The organism is Vibrio rubrogenes (assembly GCF_059641415.1).
In genome coordinates, this window is record NZ_JCARSY010000025.1 from 23718 (window position 1) to 48109 (window position 24392).

The 24392-nt window shown below is 40.4% G+C and carries 18 protein-coding genes and 3 pseudogenes; 10 read left to right on the top strand and 11 right to left on the bottom strand.

What is annotated here, in order from left to right; translation table 11 throughout:
* The first annotated feature begins 75 nt into the window (after positions 1 to 75).
* Entirely contained in the window at positions 76 to 1932 is a 1857-nt protein-coding gene (locus tag AC55NX_RS15460) for a hypothetical protein (RefSeq protein ID WP_496996539.1), read from the top strand.
* Position 1933: 1 nt separating this feature from the next.
* Positions 1934 to 4567, top strand: coding sequence for a UvrD-helicase domain-containing protein (locus AC55NX_RS15465; RefSeq protein ID WP_496996540.1), 2634 nt, complete (start codon positions 1934 to 1936; stop codon positions 4565 to 4567).
* On the opposite strand, the gene AC55NX_RS15470 is transcribed toward AC55NX_RS15465, so the two are convergent.
* The 7 genes and pseudogenes from AC55NX_RS15470 to AC55NX_RS15500 all read right to left on the bottom strand — a co-directional run.
* Entirely contained in the window at positions 4525 to 5106 is a 582-nt protein-coding gene (locus AC55NX_RS15470) for a hypothetical protein (RefSeq protein WP_496996541.1), read from the bottom strand. The two genes, AC55NX_RS15465 and AC55NX_RS15470, sit on opposite strands and share 43 nt — an antisense overlap.
* Before the next feature lie 35 nt (positions 5107 to 5141).
* Complete coding sequence (locus tag AC55NX_RS15475) at positions 5142 to 5750, bottom strand: hypothetical protein (protein ID WP_496996560.1); 609 nt, start codon at positions 5748 to 5750, stop codon at positions 5142 to 5144.
* Positions 5751 to 5828: 78 nt separating this feature from the next.
* Positions 5829 to 6245, bottom strand: a pseudogene (locus AC55NX_RS15480) (TniQ family protein); the annotation flags it as partial.
* On the bottom strand, positions 6246 to 7142 hold the full coding sequence (locus tag AC55NX_RS15485; RefSeq protein ID WP_496996542.1) for a TniB family NTP-binding protein: 897 nt from the start codon (positions 7140 to 7142) through the stop codon (positions 6246 to 6248).
* Positions 7135 to 9027, bottom strand: coding sequence for a transposase (locus AC55NX_RS15490; protein ID WP_496996543.1), 1893 nt, complete (start codon positions 9025 to 9027; stop codon positions 7135 to 7137). The genes AC55NX_RS15485 and AC55NX_RS15490 overlap by 8 nt, the downstream gene beginning before the upstream one ends.
* Positions 9028 to 9036: 9 nt before the next feature.
* The gene (locus AC55NX_RS15495) at positions 9037 to 9693 is read right to left on the bottom strand and encodes a TnsA endonuclease N-terminal domain-containing protein (RefSeq protein ID WP_496996544.1); all 657 of its coding nucleotides are present in this window, start codon (positions 9691 to 9693) and stop codon (positions 9037 to 9039) included.
* Positions 9694 to 9814: 121 nt separating this feature from the next.
* Positions 9815 to 10495 (bottom strand): annotated as a pseudogene (locus tag AC55NX_RS15500) (ATP-binding protein); the annotation flags it as partial.
* Positions 10496 to 10559: 64 nt separating this feature from the next.
* Here AC55NX_RS15500 and AC55NX_RS15505 point away from each other — a divergent pair.
* Entirely contained in the window at positions 10560 to 12248 is a 1689-nt protein-coding gene (locus AC55NX_RS15505) for a recombinase family protein (RefSeq protein WP_496996545.1), read from the top strand.
* A 24-nt stretch (positions 12249 to 12272) separates the two neighbouring features.
* Here AC55NX_RS15505 and mobV read toward each other — a convergent pair whose 3' ends face one another.
* Positions 12273 to 13160 (bottom strand): MobV family relaxase, encoded by an 888-nt coding sequence (mobV, locus tag AC55NX_RS15510; protein ID WP_496996546.1) that lies wholly within the window; start codon positions 13158 to 13160, stop codon positions 12273 to 12275.
* 496 nt (positions 13161 to 13656) lie between these two features.
* Between mobV and AC55NX_RS15515 the strand changes: the two genes are divergently transcribed.
* Both AC55NX_RS15515 and AC55NX_RS15520 read left to right on the top strand, forming a co-directional pair.
* The gene (locus AC55NX_RS15515; protein WP_496996547.1) at positions 13657 to 14334 is read left to right on the top strand and encodes a hypothetical protein; all 678 of its coding nucleotides are present in this window, start codon (positions 13657 to 13659) and stop codon (positions 14332 to 14334) included.
* Between the two features lie 88 nt (positions 14335 to 14422).
* Positions 14423 to 15133 carry a hypothetical protein gene (locus AC55NX_RS15520; RefSeq protein ID WP_496996548.1) on the top strand — a complete coding sequence of 237 codons (711 nt, stop codon included), beginning with the start codon at positions 14423 to 14425 and terminating at the stop codon, positions 15131 to 15133.
* Here AC55NX_RS15520 and AC55NX_RS15525 read toward each other — a convergent pair.
* A complete protein-coding gene (locus AC55NX_RS15525; RefSeq protein WP_496996549.1) occupies positions 15111 to 16016 on the bottom strand; it encodes a DNA adenine methylase in 906 nt (301 codons plus the stop codon). The genes AC55NX_RS15520 and AC55NX_RS15525 overlap by 23 nt on opposite strands.
* A gap of 121 nt (positions 16017 to 16137) precedes the next feature.
* Positions 16138 to 16338: pseudogene (locus AC55NX_RS15530) on the bottom strand (magnesium chelatase domain-containing protein); the annotation flags it as partial.
* A 483-nt stretch (positions 16339 to 16821) separates the two neighbouring features.
* Here AC55NX_RS15530 and ilvG point away from each other — a divergent pair.
* From ilvG to ilvA, 5 genes are read left to right on the top strand one after another with little or no spacing between them, the layout of a single operon-like run.
* On the top strand, positions 16822 to 18468 hold the full coding sequence (gene ilvG, locus AC55NX_RS15535; protein WP_496996550.1) for an acetolactate synthase 2 catalytic subunit: 1647 nt from the start codon (positions 16822 to 16824) through the stop codon (positions 18466 to 18468).
* Between the two features lie 12 nt (positions 18469 to 18480).
* Positions 18481 to 18765 (top strand): acetolactate synthase 2 small subunit, encoded by a 285-nt coding sequence (gene ilvM, locus AC55NX_RS15540; protein WP_059123192.1) that lies wholly within the window; start codon positions 18481 to 18483, stop codon positions 18763 to 18765.
* Positions 18766 to 18775: 10 nt separating this feature from the next.
* Positions 18776 to 19717 carry a branched-chain amino acid transaminase gene (locus AC55NX_RS15545; RefSeq protein WP_496996551.1) on the top strand — a complete coding sequence of 314 codons (942 nt, stop codon included), beginning with the start codon at positions 18776 to 18778 and terminating at the stop codon, positions 19715 to 19717.
* Positions 19718 to 19746: 29 nt separating this feature from the next.
* Entirely contained in the window at positions 19747 to 21588 is a 1842-nt protein-coding gene (gene ilvD, locus AC55NX_RS15550) for a dihydroxy-acid dehydratase (RefSeq protein ID WP_496996552.1), read from the top strand.
* A gap of 3 nt (positions 21589 to 21591) precedes the next feature.
* Complete coding sequence (ilvA, locus tag AC55NX_RS15555) at positions 21592 to 23121, top strand: threonine ammonia-lyase, biosynthetic (protein WP_496996553.1); 1530 nt, start codon at positions 21592 to 21594, stop codon at positions 23119 to 23121.
* 89 nt (positions 23122 to 23210) lie between these two features.
* On the opposite strand, the gene AC55NX_RS15560 is transcribed toward ilvA, so the two are convergent.
* A complete protein-coding gene (locus AC55NX_RS15560; RefSeq protein ID WP_496996554.1) occupies positions 23211 to 24350 on the bottom strand; it encodes a siderophore-interacting protein in 1140 nt (379 codons plus the stop codon).
* Between the last annotated feature and the right edge of the window lie 42 nt (positions 24351 to 24392).

Sequence of the window (24392 nt, forward strand, 5' to 3'; positions counted from 1 at the left end):
TACCAAACAGTTAAATCTAACAGGCACAGTATAGTGCTGTGCCTCTACTTTCTATCTGTAGTTAAGAGAGTTACCGTGACAACACCTACTGACTTTAATATAAATGAGTTAACTAATCATGATAATAACTACTGGCGGGTTGACTGGTTTGGATACTTGCACTACTTCAACCAATACGGTCAACGTTTTAGTGAGCCACTTGTAGATGTATATCTATCAGCTTTCAAGTCAAAGCCGAATAGCTCCAGTCTCAATTACAAAACATCAACAAATTTTTCTCAGCCAAACAGAGTATGTATACCTATTAGCTATCTTATGATCGTACGACTAGGTGATGTTTGGCATAAAGGGAGAAGGCTGAAGTTGAAGCATTCAATGGAAATGAGAGAGTGCTTTCAATCAACAACCATAGATATCCAAACTACAGCAACTCTCCAGTCAGGAGCCAAGGATACAAAAGGGAACCATATAATCCCATTCGCTTATCACCCTTATCACAAACCTGCGACCCATACATATTGCGAAATCATAAACCTGCCGGATGGAAACAGGATTGCAATTCCACACTATGTCATTCTACAGGCATACTTTTCCGAGTCTCAATATGTCTTTCAACAGATATTTAAATTCGGACTTCAACTCGATTCTATTTATGACCCAGCAAAATCATATATTAATGACTCTGGTGAGGCTTTTATCATGCTGAAGGCTAAAACACATGATAGTGCAGCGTCTCAGGTTGCACGTTTAGCTTTTGATAAGAAGGCAAGCACTGTCATTAGCAACATTAGTCCCAATATGTCCATACAAAAGAACACAGGACAACCTATACGCCCTAAAGCTGGTTTTCCTTTTGAGAACCAAACAACCAACCTAAATGTGTATGGTAAATGGTGCCATCCAGAAAAAGCTCAGAATAAAACATTTATCGTATATGACATACTTGGTTGTTCTGCGGCCTACCCATTCACAAATCTAAAGCATTTTAGGGACAATCCTGGAGACAAGGATCCCTATTCCCCTGGAACCAGGCCCGTGGAAGGTCAATCAAAAAGTGGGAAACCAAAACCTCGTGTAAAAAAAGATAACCAATTGGAGCTACAGCCTCAGGAAGAGCCAACCAATAAAATGGAAGAGCTTTTACTTGAAAAACGCAGGGGAACAGAATTTTCTGACTTAGTGACAAAAAATGTGGAGAAACAGAGACAAGACCCACACAAAAACCATAAAAATAACGCTTCCGGACCTCCCAACGAAAAAAATGTCGGAGCAGGAAATACTGGTGATGGTTCATCAAATGGTGCTATCCCTCCGGTTGATTTTTGCTTACCTCCAAGTGAATACGAAAACAGACACATTTTTAAGAATCGGATATGTCGGCTAGAACTATTCCTAAAATTATTGTCAGTCCTAAAAAGTTCACCATACATAACTCATTCCGAGTTCATTCAGGTTTTTTCAGGTTTGGGTGCCCCCTCTTCTGTCTACTCGTATTTTCCAGACACGTGGACTGATACAAGAAGAAAATCCACATGGCAGTACATTAATTACATCAAAGGATTCAACCTTGCTGAGCAGAAAAAACATCGCAGGGCCATCATTGCAAATTTAACCATTTCAAGTAACTCAACAATTTATCTTATAGATATAGAGCGTCGAACGGCCTCAGTTGAGGAAGGATGGATAGAGTTAGATTCTGCTTCATTATTTTTGGCTATATGCCATGGTTCTAATACTCTTTCTAGATCTCTGTTATCATCTCTCATTGAAAACTGTGCAGAGAATAGAGGAACTTGGAAGCATGAGATGATAGAACCGTATGCGGAGAGCTATTCTCTCAAACATTCTTCTAATCTTTCAGTAGAAAACGGGCAATATGTTGAGCGACAGATAGCCATTATTGAAAAATATATAGGATTTAAATTTAGCTGATATGTCTTCCATAAACGAATCCCAGAAAACATATAAGAAAAAACTATTAGAGCGACTACCAAGCATAAAAATAGGATGGTTTGGGAGAGTAAAGAAAAAAGACTATGACTTATTGAAAGAGCTAAGTCTCGATTTGTTAGATACAGCAGAGCAGGGAAATAATAGAAAACTCTCCCAAAAAGAGTCCACTCATCAAAGCGAAATTTCAAACATTCACGCTCTATATAGGAAGAAACTTGAGTCCTATAAGTATGCTTTTAACGACCTTCTAGCTAAACATGAAAAAGCAAGTAATGATATTAAGAACCTTAAACAAACCAATATCCAAGAACGAGAAAACATAGAAAAACATTGCTCTAGTTACAATATTCCCTCACCATATAAAGAAGAACCGTCCATCGAACCTATTGTTCAGAAGAAAAGATACAATTTTTCATCAACTCAGAAATCGAATTTCCTATCTGAATTACACAGAATAGGAATAACACCAAATGAAGAACAAATTCAAATGCTCTTCAGTGAAAACCCAGCGACGTGTGTCCAAGCGGGAGCGGGATCTGGCAAATCAACTGTTCTTGCTTGTCGCGTAGCTTTCTTATACAAAGCTCTCGATATACCACTCAATAAGATTACAGTAACAACATTTACACGAGCATCCAGAAAAGAGTTTATAGAGAAATTAGTCCACATTATCAATGCATTACCTCCAAAATATAATCCAATAGATGAACAGGTAGGCCGCTCTGTTGTAAAAACATTTCATTCATTGGCCTATATGCTCCATAAAAAATTTGGAGATGGACGAAAATTGATACACGGCAACTTTACTCCCAAGTTAGAATTAGATAATGGTGAATTATTAGATATTGATGACTTTACAATGATGTCTGAGGACGAAATAAAGCAATCTTATGAATGCGACGACTCTATTCCCAAATTATCTGAAGAAATGAATAAGGTATATAATAATTTATATTTAGAAGATGATAAATTTAAAAAAACAATTGATAAACTTTATGTATATTCTTTCTGGAGAAAATCAGTAAAGAAAGATTCAGACAATAAATATTATGATATCTTCGAAAATGAACTGTCTGATACTTCATTTAATGATTGGATTGAAGAAAATAGAAACTTTTATATGAATAATTTAATTTGCCATGAAGAAAAAGGTTATATAAAAGTTGGGGGAACAAATCTAAAATACCATATTAATCTACCTAATCTAAATTTAAAAATATTTATAAGCAAAGATATTAATAACTATAGAGATCAATACTTAAAATCAGATAAAATGAAAAGATACTCTATATACAACCGAATGAATTATCGTAGATATTTTATTCTATCCATAGCTAGACCAGATTATTTATGGGTACACTCTCAACAGGATCTTCAAGATCTAATTGATAGAAACAATACAATGAATGGAATCCCTTCAGCTCCATACTTCACATATGCAAATATTGGGGAATCCATCAATAAAAATCCTGGAGATAAGAACTTTAAACCTGTATATGAGCACTTCTATAGCTTATCAAGCTTTATATACTCTCTTGGAAAAAAAATAACAAAATATAGTATAGAAACCATATGTGAACAAAATTATTTTTCAGAGTTATTAGAGAATGATATAACTTTTTTAGAAGCAGCCATAATTTTCAATAAGAAGTTAGAAGAACACTTAGAAAGTAAAAACCTCATTACCTTTGAACAAATATTTCACAATTTCAGTTCATCTAAGCATTGTGACCTAAGTCAATGTAATCCAGAAATAAATTTAAAATGGTCAGAGCATTTACTAATAGATGAATTCCAAGACATTTCCCCTAACATTATCAACTTTATAAATAATATAAAAAAAATATATACGAAAAAAATGGCAAAAGGAACAATCATGTTTGTGGGTGACGAAAATCAATCTATATATTCATGGCGAGGAGGATCCCGTCATTTTATCATGAATCCTGATTTATATTTTCCTATATATGGAAAATTCAGCATAGTCCGGCTATATATAAACTATCGCAGCCTAAATAATATTATAGAAATATCTCGTATATATTTAAAAAGATTAAATTGTGATAAAATATTCAAATCAGCGCGTAAAGATGAAGAATCAAAAAATTCAAAATTCATGATCATAGAAGAAATAAAAACTGGCACTTATGAGACAAAAATAAATTATGAACACCTTGCAGAAAAACTTCATGAAGAAGTAAATAGAATCAATGCATCAAAAGAAAAGCCTATATATATAATTTCTAGATATCATAAACTTCTTAACAATACTGGATGCCCAAAATGGGATATTTTGTATAATAATCTGAAAAAAAATGAAGTTATCCAGCCGATGACTATTCATGTAAGCAAAGGGCTTCAGTCAAAATCAATTTTCTTATTAGGTGATATATATTACGATAACTGGAACCCCCTAAAGAATGCTATTTATCTATGGACCGATATGCCTACAACATATGATAATGCCCAGCACAATGAAGCTCTTTGCTTAGGTTATGTTGCTTTAACAAGAGCCGAAGATAATGTGTACTGGTACTTAAATTCCCAACACAAAAATGGACTAAGTAAAGACTACTTAAAAATATTTTCATCAATAGACATCTGTTCCAAGTGAACACTCACTCTAGAATAGTTATTTTCTAGTACCCGTGATTCACAAATATGGAACCAGTGAGAATGGTCTCTATTACTCTCTTTATTTTCAGTCAAGAAAGTAGATAGATCATTTTTATTATATTGACCAAAAGAATAATAAGGACTTGTATATTTCCTACGATAAGATAACATCTTTGCATAAGCACCAGGATCATCAAGAGCAAGGGCTTTCATCGCTTTTTTCTCTGTTCTTATCAAAGCAACAAAAATTTTAGCAACATACAATAAATAGTCAATTTCCTTTAACAAACTTGAATATTTAGTCTCGTTGTTCAGCCCTAACTGGAGATAATCATTCAGATCACATCGATCAGAATGGTCTAATCGTGTTGGTAAATTACCAACTTTCATCTCAAGCGCCACAAATTTCTGCGCAAGTATCTGTAACTCATCTCTTTCCAGAAAACTAACACCCTCCAAGCTCATACCTAAAATATCATCAAAAGTGATATCAATGTCATCTTGGTCATCACCTTCGTATGGTTCATATGGATACATATAAAATTCCTGTTTAATGAAATAATTAATCTTCTCTATAGACTCATTGTTTTTACAATTCTACGCACTGTAATAGCATCGACATATCCCATAAATTTATTCACACTAGAGATATTCACTCTTTGCTTTTTAATTTTCATTAAATCTATGGCAGCCAAAACACTCTCCTCACTAGGCTCCACATTAGGAGCATATAGTCTTGGTTGAACATCTGATTCAATCCAAAAGGGGACCCTCCTACATATTTTTTCGATAGTCTTAATTTTGTGATACTGGATCCCCCAAGACCTGCAGTATTCCACAAATCTATATGGCCAATCTTGAAACATTCCAACCAAAAATTGAACCGCTCTATATCTAATCTCTATGGGAAAGGAATCAGGATCAACTGACTCACATTTAATATTTCCTTTTTTACTCCACTCATTAATGGTCATCTTCATCATTAATCTTAGAAGACTAAAAAATGAGAATGAATAAATCCAAAAATCTTTATCTTTTTGTAATTGAACAAAGCCATTTTTTAAAATTGATAAGTACCAATTAGTTTCATGAATAACATGAATATCCGCGGGATCAGAAGGGAACGTTCTTAAATCATATCCACACACATGACAATCTGTAAAATTCCCTCTATATTGCAAATATTTCTCCTTGATATCATTACCAGTGACCATAATGGGTGAAGCACACTGACAACACCTATCAAGAAGTTTCGTACTGTGAGTCGGGCAAACCGTCACAAACGAAACACGCCAGCTCTTCCGATAATATGGGATGTTATTTCTTAAACAGAGAGGACAATATTGTTGGTAGTACAAATGATTTCTGGTTTCACCGGCGTTAAGAATACAACTCTGTCTTCGAGATCTGTATGATGATCGCTCGTATAGGAAACCTGCGTAACTAGCCAATGTTGTCCTATAGATAGTATCCTCTGGAACATTCAGCTTCTCACTGAGCCCATTTAATTCTGTTGATGGAAAAGAACTGTCCAGATATTTATATGGCATAGAACACCCTGAAACCAACCGAATGATTGTAGATAGTTTCTGTCCATTCCCCATAGCAACACGAGTCAGCCATGAGGAAAAGATTTCATCTGGCATTGGGCTTGGGTGAACTGGCCAGATATTCATCTATACACTTCGCCTTAAAGTCGGTGATAACCACTCAAGAGAGTTCAGAATATCCAAATCAATACACTCTTTTTCTGTTTCTATTGCCTTAATTGCCGCTTCAGAAATAATCTCAGAGAGCTCACCTAGCAGGCCCTCACTCATACTGAGCAACTTGAGTGCAATAGTTTTCTTCGATAAGTTAGATGCCCTTTTCAAGGGTAAAACGCTTTCAAAACTGGCCAATAACCGTCGGTAATCAGTTGTATACTCCCACCGAGGTAACAAAATGGGTTTAAAGCGGTTATCTAACTGAGGATCGGTCTTCATTGCCCGAAGAGCGTCTTTAATACCTAATCCAACAATAGGTATCTTTAGTTCATTCCCTAAGTTACGCAATACACTCAGAAAAACTCTCTGTTTTTCCAGATTCCCTGCAAGAATGGAGTGAATCTCATCAATAATCAGCATCTGAACATTACATGCCTGAATGAGTCGAATCACCTGAAATTGTTTCTTCTCTGTAGAATCAGAAGGACGATAAGGTGCAAACATCTTATCCAGAATGTTACTATAGAGTCTGGATTCACTTGGTACAGGCGGTGCTTGTATCGCCAATACCGGAATAACAATTCCTTCGTTATCTTCCCTCTCATATGCTGGGTGCATCTTGACAAAACGCTCCGCAATCATTGTCTTTCCCGAATTACTTTCTCCAACAATTAAAAGGTTTGGCATCCGGTGACGCTTGGGATAGGTCAGCAAATCATCTAATTTTGCCAGAACATCCTTTGCCTTTGGATATCCAATCCAATGTGGAGAACGTATATAGTTAATTCTCTGTTTTACACTGCATTGAACATATTCTTTTGCTACGGAACCCAAATGAGCATATTCATTTATTCCTGTATCACTCATGGCCTATCACCTCATCAATATCATCAAAGGGAAGAATAAGCTCATCATCCACCAAGCAGGGATCCGATGTTGGAGGAACCACTCCACTCAATTTGATTTGACCAGTCAAAGCTCTTTGTTCGTGTGTCTTCCTACGTTGATGTGATTTTCTGGCTTTCTTCGTTTTTTCAGCAGCTGATTTTTCAATTTCACGCATTTTTTCAATCGACTCGAAAATGACATCTTCGTTTATTGTCTGCATCCCATCATCTTTAAGTTTCTTATTAGCTGCACGGACTTCCCAGAGACTGGCGGCAGGAAAAGAGTTGTTTCTGTATGGGATAGGAAAGTATGTTTCTAACTGGGGATCAAAAAACCAGACAACACTGACATCCCGGGGATCCCTTCGAAAAATGAAAGTACGCTTCAACTTACTTTTTCCATCAACAGTTGCGTTAACCCAAACACGTAAAACATCGTGGTAATAGTTAATCTTGTCGATTTGTATGCCGTAAGACTGAATTGTTCTCTCAACATATGGCAAAAAGTTCAGGCGTAATGCATGTTCATCCTTAACTCTTGCAGGCAAACCCACCCCTTTAGTTGTTTTGCTGCCCAATATACCTTCTTCATATTTTGAGATCGGACTACAACCAATATTTGAATGGAAATCATGATGGTAAATCTGGATCTGGTTCGCGAACCAGAACTCAAACTCTTTCAGAGTGAAGATAGATTCTTTACTTGAATCATATTCTCCTCTTTCCTGAGGGTTTGAAAATGTTGTTCCCGGCAGTGCATGAATTTTTTTAGCGAATGTGCCCAGTAACCGTTCTATATGCCCGCCAAAATGGGGACGGGCAACCGGACGCCACTCCAGATTAATATTGTACAAGTCACATGCTTTTTGGAGCATTTTTCCACGAAACTCTTTGGCATTGTCAGCATGGACAGTCCTTGGCAGCCCCCAACAAGGCCACTCAGCATCTATGTCATGCTCAGCAAGCCAGGTATCTTTAGTCAAAATTGCATGAGCTAGACAAGAACCGACATTGGTAGCTGATGGGGAATCAAAAGATATATAAAAACCCATAACCATACGGCTATAGACATCAATAGCCATTGTTATCCATGGTCGGTCCAAAGGCAGACGGTACTCATCATCAACAATAATAATGTCCAGAGGGGTGTGATCTATCTGGACAACAGACAAGGGAAAATCCGCATGAGGAAATTCACCTTCGTTCATGTGTAGCTCACGATGAGCTTTCTGAGCACCAAACCGTCGACTAATCCGGAGTTTTCTCGAGATACTGTCAATACGCTTACGCACGGTATTAATATGAGGGGCTGGTAAATCTGCATTTCGACATAACCGTTCAACCTCAGTATAAACAGTAACAACAGATTTTTTCTGTTTAGTCAGGTATTCCTCTTCTATACAGGAAGAGATAATCGCTTCAACTTCAGGGGTCAATTTCGTAGTTCCGCGATCGGAACGTCGATTAGGTGTAAGACTTGTGAGAAGATTGTCCGCTTCATAAAGCCGAAGCCATTTATACAACGTATTTATATGGAACCCATGTTGCTCTGCAACGCTTTCAACGTCAGCTTTCGTCCTGTCAAACTTACCGATCAATGGCTGGATGATCTCCAAACGACTTTGGGCAATCTGCCAATCCTTATCTGGCATCGCATCAATCGCTGGGCTCTTCCCCCTTTTTGAATCGGGCTCAAAATGCAACTCAGAAATCCTAATCTTTTTTATTTCTCCGGATTCTGCCTTCTCTGCAAGCACATGACCCAAATCTATGATTTGTAATATGAAGAATTGGTATCCTCCATAAAAAACTGAACTACCTCTACTCAGAGTTGGTGCATTATTAAGATTTGAACGACGTCCCATTGCTATCTTTTATCCCTCTAACCAAATACTTGCTGACATAGTAAGCGGAATGTTCAGATCTGTCCGTATTTCTCCTGCTGCAATCATATTCCATAGCGTGGGGATCAACTCGGCCTGAGACCATTTATCAAAGAATATTGCTTTAATCAGTTCTTCAATCGTACAGAAGGACATACTTCTTAAATGCTTAACCAGCAACTCTGCATACTGTTCATCGGATTCTCGGTGTAGGTAGGGCAGTAAAAAACGGGCATTTTCCATATAAATGGTTCTGATCTCTCTTTCAGTCATCAGTTTAAAGCGCCACCCCATTTTATTCGCATACCGGATAGCCGCCCGAAATTTAGGTTTCAGAACCTCCCAATTTTTCCTGATATCATCCCGGTATTTCACTTCACAAAGAATAGTATCCCGCGGTGAAAACGGACAAAAGCCACTTCTATACTGGACTAGGACGTCCGGTATATAGGTTCGATGCTTCCTCTCAGAATCAATCCACTGAATAGACACTGGCTGAACATCAAAGGAAATCACGTTCTTATCAAATTCAAAGAGAGTTAACAGATCTCTTTCTAAGGTAGATTCGAAAAATCCCGCCTTAGTTTTTTGAGATGAAGCTCTCCCAGTAACATTTCGATAATTCTTAGGAATTTGACGCACAGACATGAGAAAAACCATTCCTCGCTAATGATGTATAGTTCAATCCATTACACAATATTGATGTTACTCAGAACACAAATACATTGTTGAAATATCGATATTTGAGGTTATTAGTACACTTTTACGATGTAATTGTCACGGGACGCGGAATCGAACCGCCCCCGACCAAAGCGGCCATCGAACTGGAATGATGCGGAGCACGAAATGGCCGCTGTTTCCAGTTGTACTGATGAATATCCTGCTGAGTCAGCGATGCAACCGCTGCCGTTTCCATCGCTTCTTCATTGCTCATCTCAGGCAGTAAGTCACACAGCCGGGAGGCAAGCATCGTTTTCCCCGTCCCCGGAGGCCCGAGAAACAGTAAATTATGATGACCGGCCGCTGCAATTTCTAAAGCACGCTTGCCCTGTTGCTGGCCAATAATATCCTGCAAATCCCGCGAAGGCGTCGGTTGCTTAATCTCGGGCTGAGACTGATACAACCCCAGTGACAAATCGCCACACAAAGCCTGACATACTTCTTGCAAACTCCCGGCAGAATAATGCTGATTTTGCCCGACCAAAGCTGCCTGATCGCCATTTTCATGCGGCACAACCAAAGCACGGTCAGCCAGCCCGGCAGCCAAGGCTGCGGGTAATACCCCTTTCACTGTTCGCAACTGACCGGATAAAGCCAACTCCCCTAAAAACTCATAGTTGGCCAGATGGTCCGAGATGATTTGATCTGATGCCGCCAGAATGCCCAAAGCGATAGGCAGGTCAAACCGCCCGCCTTCTTTCGGTAAATCGGCCGGCGCCAGATTGACCGTGGTTTAGTGTATGATTAACAGGAATAAATGATATTAAGATTTGCCTAATCTAAGGAATGAAACAATGCAGAAAATACTATATCCCTACGTCCGATTCAGTAGTGAGCAACAATCTGGCGGTAGCTCATATCATCGACAGCTTGGCGATATCTTGAAGTATGCAAAGGAGAACGGTTATACAGTAAATGATAGCCTTGAACTGAGGGATTTAGGGCTATCGGCATACAAAGCTGACCATATCAAAAAGGGCTCGTTAGGGGATTTTTTTGACGCTATAGACTCTGGGGTTATAGAGACTGATGGTTCAGCGTATTTGTGTGTTGAGCAGATTGATAGACTATCTCGCCAGAGCTTAGATGATGCTTCCGATGTGTTGAGAACTATTCTAAGAGCAAACATTAATGTAATTACATTGATGGATAAGATGATCTACACAAAGGAAAGCCTTAATGACTTAATGAGTGTTCTCTATTCTTCTATGCTAATGGTACAAGCGAATAAAGAAAGTGCAGTAAAGTCAGAACGTATTTTGAAGAGCTTTGATAGGAGAATTGACAAGTTAAATAATGGCGAGCCTATACAGTATGTAGGTATACTTCCTGGATGGATAGATAATAAAGGAACAAAACAAAAAAAAGATTTTGTTGTTAATGATAAGGCAAAAATTGTTCAACGTGTTTTTAAAATGTATATTGCAGGAACTTCAATGGGTGATATTGCGAGAATATTCAATGACAAAGGCATTGAACAGGTAGCAAAGAGGCGACATAAGAATTTTACCAACTCTTGGAGCTCTGCCAAAATTAATCACCTCCTCAAAAATCGCTGTGTCCTCGGAGATCTTCATATAAAGAAGACCGGTGAAGTATTTAAAAACTACTATCCTCAAATTATATCTATTGATGATTGGGATGTTGTTCAATCAATGACAACAACAAAAAAAACCACCAAATATTCTGGTAGAAAATCTATTAATATATTTACTGGGAAAATATTCTGTTCTGGTTGCGGGCAAAAATATTATTTCGAGACTGATGATAAGATTACAAAAAAAGGGCGCACTTTATACTATATGTTAAAGTGTCAAGGACGGCGTATCTTAGGCTGTAAGAGTAAATCTATAAAATATGATGATTTTCTTTCTTCTACTCCAAATATGTTTGGAATGATAACTAAAACAAAGAAAGACAATAGTGAAGAAATAAAAAAAATAAAACAACAAATAAGTGATATATCCTCTAAAACAAGAGAAATTGAAAAAAATATAAACACCTTAGAGAATATGAACGACAATGGTAGTTTAGATTATGAAACATATCTAAAAGAGAGTTCCAAACAACGTAAAAAGATCAGGCTCAATGATACCAGAGTTGCAGATTTTAAAGCTAACATAGCAAGACTTTCAAGTGATAATAAATTAAACCATTTTGACAAGACAGACCCTATTTCAATAATAAAAGGAAAAAGATTTGTTAATGAAAATTTTGCTGGATTTGTTATTTCAAGTGATTCAAAATCGTGCACTGCTTTATATTTAAATGGACAGGTTGTTCATTTCCTTCTCCAAAACAGTAAAATTGAAAAGAAAGAAAGCATAAACCCTGTCGACGGTTTTGAAGAGTTCTTTGAGTTAAAAGAAGAAATAATTAATGCATATAAAAGTGGTAAGATGGATGGAAGATTTATAGAAATATTAAGGGCTGCTAATTTTTGGGGCGTTGACACATCGGAAAAAGATTACTCTCTTGAATAAAAAATAAGAAATAGATTAAGAAATCTATCTCCTTAATCTATTTCTTTTTTTATCTTTTCTTTTATTTATCTCATCAGGGAAATTATTTGGATTTAATTCCGGAAAAAGGTGTTGATATTCATACTCACTTTCAATTTCATTATCAGGTTTAGTTGGATTAGAGAGTTCTTTAATTTTGTCTTTTAGTTGTTCAATAACCCTTTTCAGCTTAAACATTTCATTATCTTGTTCTTTTATTGACTTTTCTAACTTTTTTGCCCTATTAACCATAGAGAATATTTTATCATCTCTTTCTTCGAGTTCATTTTCTAATTTTAAAATTTTGCTTTTCAATTCTTTGTTATTTTCTATTTCCTTGTTAATCATTGAATAATAATCTTTAATTTTCGTATGTTCTGCCTTAGAACCCTGATTGTATTTTAATTTAGGTTCAATCATTTTCATTTTATTCAAGTAAGATTTTTGATAATCAGGTAATGTTCTTTTATTAAAAAGTTCACGAGCTGACAATCTACCATCATTAGTCATTGGGACAATATGAGCATGTATATGTGGAGTCTTTTCGTCAAGATGCAACACAGCAGATACAAGGTTATCGCCAAACTCACTCATTAGCCATTTACGAGCACTTAGAGCAAAATCTTTAATATTTGCATTACTTTGAAAAAAATCAGGTGATAGACTTAATAAAGCCTCAATACAAATAACTGCGTTTTTTCTTGGCTTTATATTGCTTTTTTCAAACTTTTGTCTTACGTCTTTAACGATATTACCAGAGCCAATTAATGTTTTATTCGTTATTTTTTGATTAGCATTAGGTGTTTCTAAGTATCTATACACGTGAGCATTTGACAAGTTTAAATTGTTAAAGCTTTTTATTTTCTCAAATCTTAATATTGTTTTTAATTCCATTTTTAATGTCCTTATTTTTTATTATAAAATCTTTTATTTTTCATTCCCGCAGGGCGAACACAAACAAAGTTTGTATAGTGAGTATACAAAAACCATTTTGTATATACTTGTTAACTAATCATAGTTAAACACACATTATAATATTGTCAACAGATAGTACTTTTTACCAAAACCACGTTTTCACACAATTGTTCCTTTATAATTCCATTACTGTTCCTATATTGTCACTTAAGTGTGCCAATAATATTCCACAACTGTCACCTCATATTAAAAACAACAACAAATAAGCAGTTAACTAAAGCAAAAAAGCAAAAAAAACAATCTCTCTAATATATTATTAAATATTTATTTAAAATAATTTCTTATTTTACCAAAACATAATGGCACTTCGTGCCATCTCTGAAAAACGCACGAAGTGCGAAATATTTAAAACACAAGTATTTACTTTTAAAGTTTTTATGGTAAATAAATAACTCAACTGTGCAAAGAGGATATTATGATAAAATATACAGAGCTTCCTAAATTACCAAAAATTAGTAAGGACAAGCTAATTATATTACTAAATCAAAAAGCAATAAGAAATGTAGATTTCTTAAAGTTATTTGATAAACCGAGAGATTTTTACTTATTTTCAATATTATTAAACAATGAGATAACAAAAATAACGGAGAAACAAGAAATAAATATAGAAATAAAAGAGCTTCAAAAAAAATACAAAAATATTAGAGGAGAGTCTAAATATGACTTAATGATTTTTCTTAATGAAATGCATAATGATATTTTCGATAAATATCATTTAGACAAAGAAAAAGAGTTGTTAATTTATAATATTAGAACTGATATATATGACAAAAATGATGATACATTTTTCTTAAACGTTTCTTTACTAAAAGGATTAAAGATAAACTCTCAAAAAATCGCAATATATATTCTAAGTATGGGTCGTTATGCAAATTATCTTCATATTTCTCACATTTCAAAAATATTAAACATTGATGAAAAGAGCAATAAATTAAAGCATAAAGCTATAAAAACAGCTTTAGAAACATTAGAACGACACGGATTTTTAACTGTAATGGGATACGATAAAGTAAGGAAAATCTTCAAAATAAAAGTTGGTGATATAAAGACAAAAGAGTTGATCCAAAGTCTTGATTTTTCCAACTTTGATTGATGATTTTGATTATCATTTTCATTGTTTATTTTTGGTCCAAATTATGACCAAAGTCTGATAGGCTACATCCTTTTTGAGGATGTTGCATATGACAAAAATAGATCCAAAAATCTTGGCATTAGCTCAAAAAGTCACAGCTAAACGTGCCAAAACCGTAATTGACCATATAATTGCTCACGGTTCTATCTCTACAGAGGAGCTAAAAGATATTTATGGCTATGATCATCCACCCAGAGCAGCCCGAGATGTAAGAGAAAACGGAATACCTCTTGAAACATTCAAAGTATTAGATAAACAAGGTAGAAAAATCGGAGCATATCGCTTTGGTGATCCGAGCAAAATAGAGGGGCACAAGTTAGCAGGAAGACAAACTTTCTCTAAAGGTTTAAAAAACAAACTGATTGAAATGTACGGAGAAAGATGTGCAGTATCAGGGATTGCATTTGAGGGCAGATATTTACAGATAGATCATCGTATTCCTTACGAAGTTGCAGGGGATGATGTCGCTGAGGAAAACTCACCAGACCGATTTATGCTTTTAAGCGGAGCAGCTCAAAGACAAAAATCCTGGGAGTGTGAACAATGCCCAAACCTCAGAGGATTAAAAGATCAGTCTGTTTGTGGCTCTTGTTATTGGGCATATCCAGAAAACTATACTCACGCAGCTACAAGAGCGATTAGAGTCTTGAACCTTGGCTTTAGTGGTCAAGATGCAGCTATCTACGACCACTTAAACGAAGAAAGTAAGAGAACTGGAACAACTATTCAAGATTTAATTATACAGCGACTAAAAGGTTAGTAGCTTTAACTTTTTCTACTAATGCAGGAGATAGATATAAAGATTCCAAAGTTTTATCTTCTCTTCCTAATAGTATTGCTTGTGAAGATCTTCCTGCGTCTAACATCGTCTTTCTAAGATTTAGATGCTGTGGAAGATCTTTACCATATGATTTATCACCGCAAACACCGTCAAAAGATAATAAATAAGGCACATCTCGCTTGTTCAGCTCTTCAAGCTCACCTATCAACTCATCAATTTGTAGGATAAATGCATATCTTGTGTCTTTTTTTGTACTTGTTCCTTGCCAAGGTGGATCCATATAAATCAGATCATTACGTGTTGCCTTGGAAGTAACGGTTTTAAAGTCTTCACTAAAGATACTACTTTTGCCTTGCAATACTTTAGATGCTCCAAAAATGTTGGCTCTCATTTTGTCTGGTGCTGTGCCCTTTCTTCTTTTATCCGGTGATTGATTAAAATCACCATTGGAATTAAATCTAATGGCATTTTTTACACAACGAGCTAAAAGATATAGAAACTTAACAGGGTCATTATCTCTGTTAAATTGTGCTCTTATCTCCATAAAATGCTCGTAAGAATAAGATATTGGCTCTACATCACCGCTACTTGGTATTTGCCCCTCCCAAACAGCTTCATATCTATCAGCCGCCAACTCTGGTGAGTTAATGATTAGATCCCATAAATCCATTATTGGAGCATACTTATCATTTAGCACATACTGATTAGCAACCCCTTTCGCAGCAGCGGCTAACGTTATCGCACCAGATCCAGAAAATGGTTCGTAAAGCGTATCAATATCTATTCCCTCTACATGTTGGAGAATAGCATCTGCAAGTTTTCTTTTACTTCCTTGATACGGAATGACATGGGGCACTTTCATAAACTTCAACCATCTGGACCTGTATATAAAAACAGTATTACATAAATCAGCCCAGCAGTATATCAAATTGAGACTTAGTAACGCATCTTTAGTTGTAATTATTCCTGTTTATCTTTCATAGCACAGTGATACGTTTGGGAGGAAATTCAAACCGGGAGTGGATAATCGCACTCCGAACCCGATCCCGTGATTCTTTGACGGTGGTTTCCGGTAAGCCCACCAGTGTAAATCCCGGCATCCCATTACTAATATGAACTTCCACGGTCACCAATGGTGCTTCGACACCGACACTCGCCCGACTATGAATAATTGCTAACCCCATATAATTCCCTTGTGATTGATTTATAAATATTCATGGTATCAATCAGTGATACGCTGAATGTACTGGGGTAGGTATAACGTAAGCGGAAAATAAAAGAATATGAAAAAAGAATGATATTTTCCTTGTCATGTAACAGAATTGTATGTTACACACTAGGTATGTCGAGATTTTCATCAATCTTGGAACATTAACTAAAAATAAGATTTCTATTCATGATGCATCTAATCGTCCGTTTACATTCTCTAATTAGCCTAATTCTAGTCGTGGTCATTATTGATTCCGCGCGGGGGCTACTGGACGAAAGATAGCAGCAAGATGAAAAAAACCCCCGCACTGAAAAGTCCGGGGGTTTTTTTTTAGTCTGTACAATAATAAAACGCGCACCGACCCAGTCGATAAAGCGGTATAACGGGAGTCGCACATGAAGTGCTCACACAACACAACACGAAGCAACAAGAACAATGAATGTACGGGAGGGTCACGATGACCGGAGCTCAACTCGTTGTAGCAGCCCTGAAACAACAAGGCATCAAGACCATATTTGGTTATCCGGGCGGTGCAATCATGCCCATCTACGATGCTCTGTATGACGGTGGTGTCGAACATATTTTATGTCGTCACGAACAAGGCGCGGCCATGGCAGCCATCGGGATGGCAAGATCAACACAAGAAGTTGCCGTATGCATGGCGACATCAGGCCCGGGAGCCACAAACCTCGTCACAGGCCTGGCAGATGCTTTCCTTGATTCGGTTCCGCTGGTCGCCATTACCGGACAAGTCGCCAGTTCTCACATCGGCACCGATGCATTTCAGGAGATGGATGTCATCGGCATGTCGCTGTCTTGTACCAAACACAGTTATCTGGTGACCGACATCAATGAGCTGGCACCGACCTTGGCGGAGGCCTTTGAAGTTGCCAAAACGGGACGCCCCGGGCCAGTGATCGTTGATATTGCAAAAGACGTTCAGCTGGCCCAATCCCCGGTCACAACGCTCACCCCATTTACTCCCCCTGCCATGCCTCAAGTCGACTCGGACGAACTCACTAAAGCACAAGCGATGCTCAATGAAAGCCAACGCCCGGTTTTTTATGTCGGTGGCGGTGTTCAGCTCGCTCACGCAACTGAAACGGTACGAGAGTTTTTACGACTCAACCCCATGCCTTCTGTCAGTACCCTCAAGGGATTGGGCTCGGTTGAACGACACGACCCGCACTATCTGGGCATGTTGGGCATGCATGGCACCAAAGCTGCCAATTTAGTCGTTCAGGAATGTGATCTCCTGATTACGGTCGGGGCTCGTTTTGATGACCGGGTGACCGGAAAACTCGATACCTTCGCCCCTCATGCGAAAGTGATTCATATTGATATCGATGCCGCAGAGTTCAATAAACTCCGACGTGCCAATGCAGCACTGCGGGGCGACATCAATACGATTCTGCCGCAACTGGAACTTTCGCATGACATTAGCGCCTGGGTTCACCATAGTGAGAGCTTGCGCAGTGGATTCAAATGGCGTTATGACCATCCCGGTGAACTGATTTATGCACCGCTGCTGCTGAAACAGTTATCCGATATGATGCCTGACAACTCGATTGTCTCCACAGATGTCGGTCAACATCAAATGTGGGCGGCCCAGCACATTCAGCCAAGAGCACCGCAAAACTTTATTTCATCAGCGGGTCTCGGCACCATGGGATTTGGTTTACCGGCCGCGATGGGGGCGGCCGTGGCTCGTCCCGACGATCAATCGATCCTGATTACCGGTGATGGTTCGTTTATGATGAATATTCAGGAGTTAGGCACTTTAAAACGTCGCCAGATTCCGGTCAAAATCGTCTTGTTGAACAACCAGCGTCTGGGAATGGTTCGTCAATGGCAATCTCTGTTTTTCGATGGTCGCCACAGTGAAACGATTCTGGACGATAATCCGGATTTCATCATGCTGGCGCGCGCTTTCGATATCCCGGGCAAAACAATTACCAAGAAAGAAGAAGTTGAACCGGCTTTACAAGAAATGCTGGCCAGCAAAACTGCTTACCTACTGCATGTGGCGATTGATGAAGAAGAAAATGTCTGGCCACTGGTGCCACCCGGTGCATCAAACAATGACATGCTGGAAAATACATAGGAGACACCAGAAATGGAAAGATATCTACTCGACATCAAAGCTGATGATAAGCCGGTTCTGTTAGAGCGTGTTCTGCGTGTCATCCGCCACCGTGGGTTCATTATCAAACAGGTTGCAGCAACCCAAAATCATGAGAGTAAAGTTGCCAGCGTCGAAATTATCGTCGATAGCGATCGGCCGATCACGACACTCATCAATCAAATCGAAAAATTGTGGGATGTGCGTACCGTTGACGTCATTCAAATCAGTAATAACGAACTACCAAACAACAACTTACAACAAAAAATTTGTGCATAAGGAAGAAATAATGGCTACTAATACTGCGGATTTTATATGGTTCAACGGGGAGATGATGCCATGGGCAAATGCTCAGGTTCATGTTCTGACGCACGCAATGCACTACGGGACATCTGTATTCGAAGGCGTTCGCTGCTATGACACCCCCAAAGGCCCGATTGTGTTCCGCCATCAGGAACACGCACAACGTTTAGTCAACTCTGCCAAAATCTATCGCTTCCCGATCCCGTATTCTGTTGAAGAAATTATGGAAGCAACCCGAGAAACCTTACGCACAAATAAACTCACTTCCGCTTATATCCGTCCATTAGCTTTCGTCGGTAACGTCGGTCTGGGCGTCTGTCCGCCGAATGGTACTGAACTGGATTTGATTATCGCGGCTTTCCCATGGGGAGCATATCTTGGCGAAGAAGCATTGGAAAATGGCGTTGATGCCATGATTTCCAGTTGGAACCGCGCAGCCCCCAATACCGTTCCGACCGGTGCAAAAGCGGGTGGTAACTACCTGTCTTCACTGCTGGTTGGTGGTGAAGCCCGTCGTCACGGTTATGACGAAGGGATTGCCCTGAGTGTGGACGGCTATCTGTCCGAAGGGGCCGGCGAGAACATTTTTGTCATCAAAGATGGTGAACTGCTCACGCCACCTACCACCAGCTCGATTCTTCCGGGGATCACCCGGGATACAATTATGATTCTGGCGAAAGATCTTGGCTATACCGTGCGCGAAGCCAATATCACCCGCGAGTCACTTTATCTGGCAGACGAAATTTTCATGACCGGCACCGCAGCGGAAATCGTACCGGTACGTAGTGTTGATCGTATTAGCGTCGGTTCAGGAAAACGCGGCCCGATCACCAAAGTGATTCAGGATGCCTTTTTCGGACTGTTTAACGGAACCACTGAAGATAAATGGGGTTGGTTAGATTACGTCAATCCTCAAGACAAAGCCTAACCCAAAAGAATTAAGTAAAGGACAACACAATGCCGAAGTATCGTTCAGCAACAACAACACATGGTCGTAATATGGCAGGGGCACGCGCTTTATGGCGTGCAACCGGTGTCAAAGAAGATGATTTTGGTAAGCCGATCATTGCCGTTGTCAACTCATTCACCCAATTTGTACCGGGTCATGTTCACCTCAAAGACTTAGGTCAGATGGTCGCTCGTGAAATTGAAGAAGCCGGTGGTATTGCCAAAGAATTTAATACTATTGCCGTCGATGACGGTATCGCGATGGGCCACGGTGGAATGCTCTACTCACTGCCTTCACGAGAGCTGATTGCCGACTCCGTTGAATACATGGTCAATGCTCACTGTGCCGACGCCATGGTCTGTATCTCAAACTGCGACAAAATCACCCCCGGAATGCTAATGGCCTCGCTGCGCCTGAATATCCCGGTAATATTTGTCTCCGGTGGTCCGATGGAAGCGGGAAAAACCAAACTCTCAGATCAACTGATCAAACTCGATCTCGTTGATGCGATGATTCAAGGGGCAGATCCAAATGTATCTGACGAACAGAGCGAACAGGTCGAACGTTCCGCTTGTCCGACATGCGGCTCGTGTTCCGGTATGTTTACTGCCAACTCAATGAACTGTCTGACCGAAGCTTTGGGGCTGTCACAACCGGGCAATGGCTCTCTGCTCGCCACCCATGCGGATCGTAAAGCATTATTCCTCAAAGCCGGTCAGCGTATCGTCGAACTGACCAAACGCTATTACGAGCAGGATGATGCCTCGGCTTTGCCGCGTAACATTGCCAACAAATCTGCATTTGAAAATGCGATGGCACTGGATATCGCCATGGGCGGTTCAACCAATACAGTTCTGCACCTGCTGGCGGCAGCACAAGAAGGTGAAGTGGACTTCACCATGGAAGATATCGACCGCATGTCACGTCGGGTTCCGCACTTGTGTAAAGTGGCCCCGTCGACGCAAAAGTACCATATGGAAGATGTCCACCGGGCTGGCGGTGTGATGGGGATCCTTGGCGAACTCAACCGCTCCGGTCTGCTCAATACCGAAACCAGAACGGTACTCGGCCTCAGCCTGCAAGAGCAGCTGGCGCAATATGACATTATGCAGACTGACTCTGCCGACGTGAAAGCGTTCTACCGTGCCGGTCCCGCAGGGATCCGAACCACACAAGCCTTCTCACAGAATTGTTACTGGGAGACGCTGGATGATGACCGTGAAGACGGCTGTATCCGCACCAAAGCCCATGCTTTCAGTCAGGATGGTGGTCTTGCCGTCTTGACCGGCAACATCGCATTGGATGGTTGTATCGTCAAAACCGCGGGCGTCGATGAAAGCAATCTGAAATTCCGTGGCCCGGCCATTGTGTTTGAAAGTCAGGAAGATGCTGTTGAAGGCATTCTTGGCGGTAAAGTGAAGGCAGGTGAAGTGGTCGTTATCCGCTATGAAGGGCCGAAAGGCGGCCCCGGCATGCAAGAAATGCTCTATCCGACAACGTATCTGAAATCGATGGGACTGGGTAAATCATGTGCCCTGCTGACCGACGGCCGCTTCTCCGGTGGTACATCCGGTCTGTCCATCGGTCACGCTTCTCCGGAAGCCGCCAATGGCGGCGCTATCGGGCTGATTAAAAACGGTGACATCATTGATATTGATATTCCCGGACGCACCATTGAACTGGTTGTGTCAGCGGATGAGCTGGCAAGCCGTCGTGCAGAACAAGATCAACTCGGCTGGAAACCGGCCAACCGTCAACGCGAAGTCTCTTTTGCGCTGAAAGCCTATGCCAGCATGGCAACCAGTGCTGACAAAGGTGCGGTGAGAGATAAATCAAAGCTAGGAGACTAGTCGATGACATTCACCAGCCAAACCGGCGCAGATTATCTGCGCCAAATTTTACGAGCCCCGGTCTACGACGTTGCAATCGTCACACCGCTCCAAGATATGCCGCGGCTCTCTGCCAGACTCAATAACCGGGTTCAGCTCAAACGAGAAGATCGCCAGCCGGTCCATTCGTTTAAACTGCGCGGTGCTTACAACATGATCACGAACCTGAGCGAAGAGCAGCGCCAAGCAGGAATCATTACAGCATCCGCCGGGAACCATGCTCAGGGACTGGCTTTATCCGGGAGTAAGCTTGGCGTCAAAACAACGATTGTGATGCCGAAAACCACGCCAGACATTAAAGTCGATGCGGTACGCGGATTTGGAGGAGAGGTAGTGTTATTCGGCAATAACTTCGATGAAGCCAAAACCGAAGCCGAACGACTTGCCACAGTGCATCATTATACCTTTGTACCACCGTTCGATCACCCGCTTGTCATTGCCGGGCAAGGCACCATTGGCATGGAAATGCTGCAACAAAACGGTCATTTGGATTACATCTTCGTCCCGGTCGGTGGCGGGGGGCTGGCTGCGGGAATCGCCGTGCTGATCAAACAACTGATGCCAGAAATCAAAGTGATCGCCGTTGAGCCGGAAGAATCCGGTTGTTTAAAAGCCGCACTCGATGCCGGTGAACCGGTTGTGCTTGATCAAGTCAGCATGTTTGCCGACGGAGTTGCGGTCAAACGTATCGGTGATGAAACGTTCCGTTTGTGTCAGCAATATCTGGACGGTCACATCTCCGTGTCCAGTGACGAAATCTGTGCCGCTGTGAAAGATATCTTTGAAGATACCCGCGCAATTGCTGAACCATCCGGTGCGCTGGCGCTGGCCGGTTTGAAAAAATACACAGAGCAATACCAACTGGCCGGCAAACAGTTAGGCTCGGTGCTTTCCGGTGCCAATACGAACTTCCACGGCTTGCGCTATGTTTCAGAGCGATGTGAACTGGGTGAAAAACGAGAAGGTCTGCTTGCCGTTACCATCCCTGAGCGCAAAGGTGCATTTTTCGAATTCTGCCAGATTATCGGCGGCCGGGCTGTCACGGAATTTAACTATCGCTACAATGATGACTCACTGGCCAATGTTTTCGTCGGGATTCGTCTCGCCGGAGGCCCGGAAGAACTCAACAGCATCATTCAGGATCTGCGTAAAGCCGGCTATCCGGTTATCGATTTATCGGATGACGAAATCGCCAAACTGCACATTCGTTATATGATTGGCGGTAAACCGTCTAAGCCACTTAAAGAACGGTTATACGCATTCGAGTTTCCGGAATATCCCGGAGCGCTGCTGAAATTCCTCAGTACACTCGGTACCCACTGGAATATCAGCCTGTTCAACTATCGTAATCATGGTGCTGACTACGGGCGTGTTCTCTGTGCATTTGAACTCAATGATGATGATTTGACCCGCTTTTCGGCCCACCTTGTTGAATTGGGTTATCAGTACAAAGACGAGACCGACAATCCAACCTATCGGTTCTTTTTGTCTTAGCCTGAGAGTCTGGAATCATCGGCACTCCGTCCTCGTCATGCCAGCCATTTCATTGGCTGGCATGATTGATCAGGCATTGCCAACAAACGCTATAATTCTGATGCGCTTGTTTGTTTGGACTTTAGGTTCCAATATGCTTTGGTATGATTATTCTTTCCGCTCACCTTGCGCTCATTACGAAGATAATGGCGAACGGCTTTGGCCGCAGAAGATTCAAAAGCTGCCCAAACCACATCAATATTTTTTAATGTCTTTAATATAGCCAGCACAGCCTCACCTTGCTGACTTTCCGTGCAAACCACTCGGTGTACTTGCGTCCCCTGCGGGAAGGATATCTCAGTAAAATAGTGTTGCTCGGCTTCTTTGGCACTGATCACAACCACAATGGGAGGCGTTGGGTTCTGCCAAAACTCAAGTATCCCGGCTAACGCCGGATAAGCCGTCTCATCGGCAATCATCAGCGCCTGACCACAAGAGAGATGAGGGTGCTTATCCGGTGTTTCTGAGCGACACATAATGACATCACCGACACGCAACTGTTTCGCCCACAGACTCCCCTGACTTGTACCATGCGTGTAAATATCAATCTCGCCTCTGTCACAAAATGGCACAGAATCATGACTTTTCCACGATTTTCTCAGTGTATAGAGTCGAATATATTTGTTCGTGTTATATAACAACTTCTCACGATTCTTCTTCGAGAGATTTTTCATCAGCCAGATAAACAGATGATCAAAGATGTTTTTCAGCCAAGATTTTTTTTCGCTTTTGCTCGTCTCTTCAGCCATCTTCTTTTGCATAACTTTCAAAACAAAAGCATAGGCGTACCCCGGATAATATTCAGGCAACGGCATATCGCTACTAACCGTTAAGCGAATAATATTTTCGGTGACATGATGCTTGTTGATGACTTCAAAAAATTTCTTACCGGTCCCTGAAAAATCCTTCCCCTGTTTCACGATACTGGCATAGGCTAAATAGAGAATTTTATCTTCTAAGCTTCCTTCAATCTCAAAAGGCACAAAGACCACTTGCTTAGCCTCCGTTTTGAAGTCCACTTCAATTTGAATCCCTTCTTCAAAGATATCTACAATCTTTGCCGATTCTAGTTCCCGGTCAAAGGTATGGCTTCTGACGATAGCCAGTAACTCTTCTGTGTGATCTTGATTGACGTGATCGATGATGTCGATTTTATCGTCCACATCTCTTATCGGTGTATAAGAATTCATAGTGATGTACTTGCTTTTCTGCTGGTTGAATATTAGAAGCAG

Bases quoted from the DNA above. Each gene is read 5' to 3' on its own strand.
- AC55NX_RS15465 (WP_496996540.1), top strand. From the start codon at position 1,934: ATGTCTTCCATAAACGAATCCCAGAAAACATATAAGAAAAAACTATTA.
- AC55NX_RS15470 (WP_496996541.1), bottom strand. From the start codon at position 5,106: ATGTATCCATATGAACCATACGAAGGTGATGACCAAGATGACATTGAT.
- AC55NX_RS15485 (WP_496996542.1), bottom strand. From the start codon at position 7,142: ATGAGTGATACAGGAATAAATGAATATGCTCATTTGGGTTCCGTAGCA.
- AC55NX_RS15490 (WP_496996543.1), bottom strand. From the start codon at position 9,027: ATGGGACGTCGTTCAAATCTTAATAATGCACCAACTCTGAGTAGAGGT.
- AC55NX_RS15495 (WP_496996544.1), bottom strand. From the start codon at position 9,693: ATGTCTGTGCGTCAAATTCCTAAGAATTATCGAAATGTTACTGGGAGA.
- AC55NX_RS15505 (WP_496996545.1), top strand. From the start codon at position 10,560: ATGCAGAAAATACTATATCCCTACGTCCGATTCAGTAGTGAGCAACAA.
- mobV (WP_496996546.1), bottom strand. From the start codon at position 13,160: ATGGAATTAAAAACAATATTAAGATTTGAGAAAATAAAAAGCTTTAAC.
- AC55NX_RS15515 (WP_496996547.1), top strand. From the start codon at position 13,657: ATGATAAAATATACAGAGCTTCCTAAATTACCAAAAATTAGTAAGGAC.
- AC55NX_RS15520 (WP_496996548.1), top strand. From the start codon at position 14,423: ATGACAAAAATAGATCCAAAAATCTTGGCATTAGCTCAAAAAGTCACA.
- AC55NX_RS15525 (WP_496996549.1), bottom strand. From the start codon at position 16,016: ATGAAAGTGCCCCATGTCATTCCGTATCAAGGAAGTAAAAGAAAACTT.
- ilvG (WP_496996550.1), top strand. From the start codon at position 16,822: ATGACCGGAGCTCAACTCGTTGTAGCAGCCCTGAAACAACAAGGCATC.
- ilvM (WP_059123192.1), top strand. From the start codon at position 18,481: ATGGAAAGATATCTACTCGACATCAAAGCTGATGATAAGCCGGTTCTG.
- AC55NX_RS15545 (WP_496996551.1), top strand. From the start codon at position 18,776: ATGGCTACTAATACTGCGGATTTTATATGGTTCAACGGGGAGATGATG.
- ilvD (WP_496996552.1), top strand. From the start codon at position 19,747: ATGCCGAAGTATCGTTCAGCAACAACAACACATGGTCGTAATATGGCA.
- ilvA (WP_496996553.1), top strand. From the start codon at position 21,592: ATGACATTCACCAGCCAAACCGGCGCAGATTATCTGCGCCAAATTTTA.
- AC55NX_RS15560 (WP_496996554.1), bottom strand. From the start codon at position 24,350: ATGAATTCTTATACACCGATAAGAGATGTGGACGATAAAATCGACATC.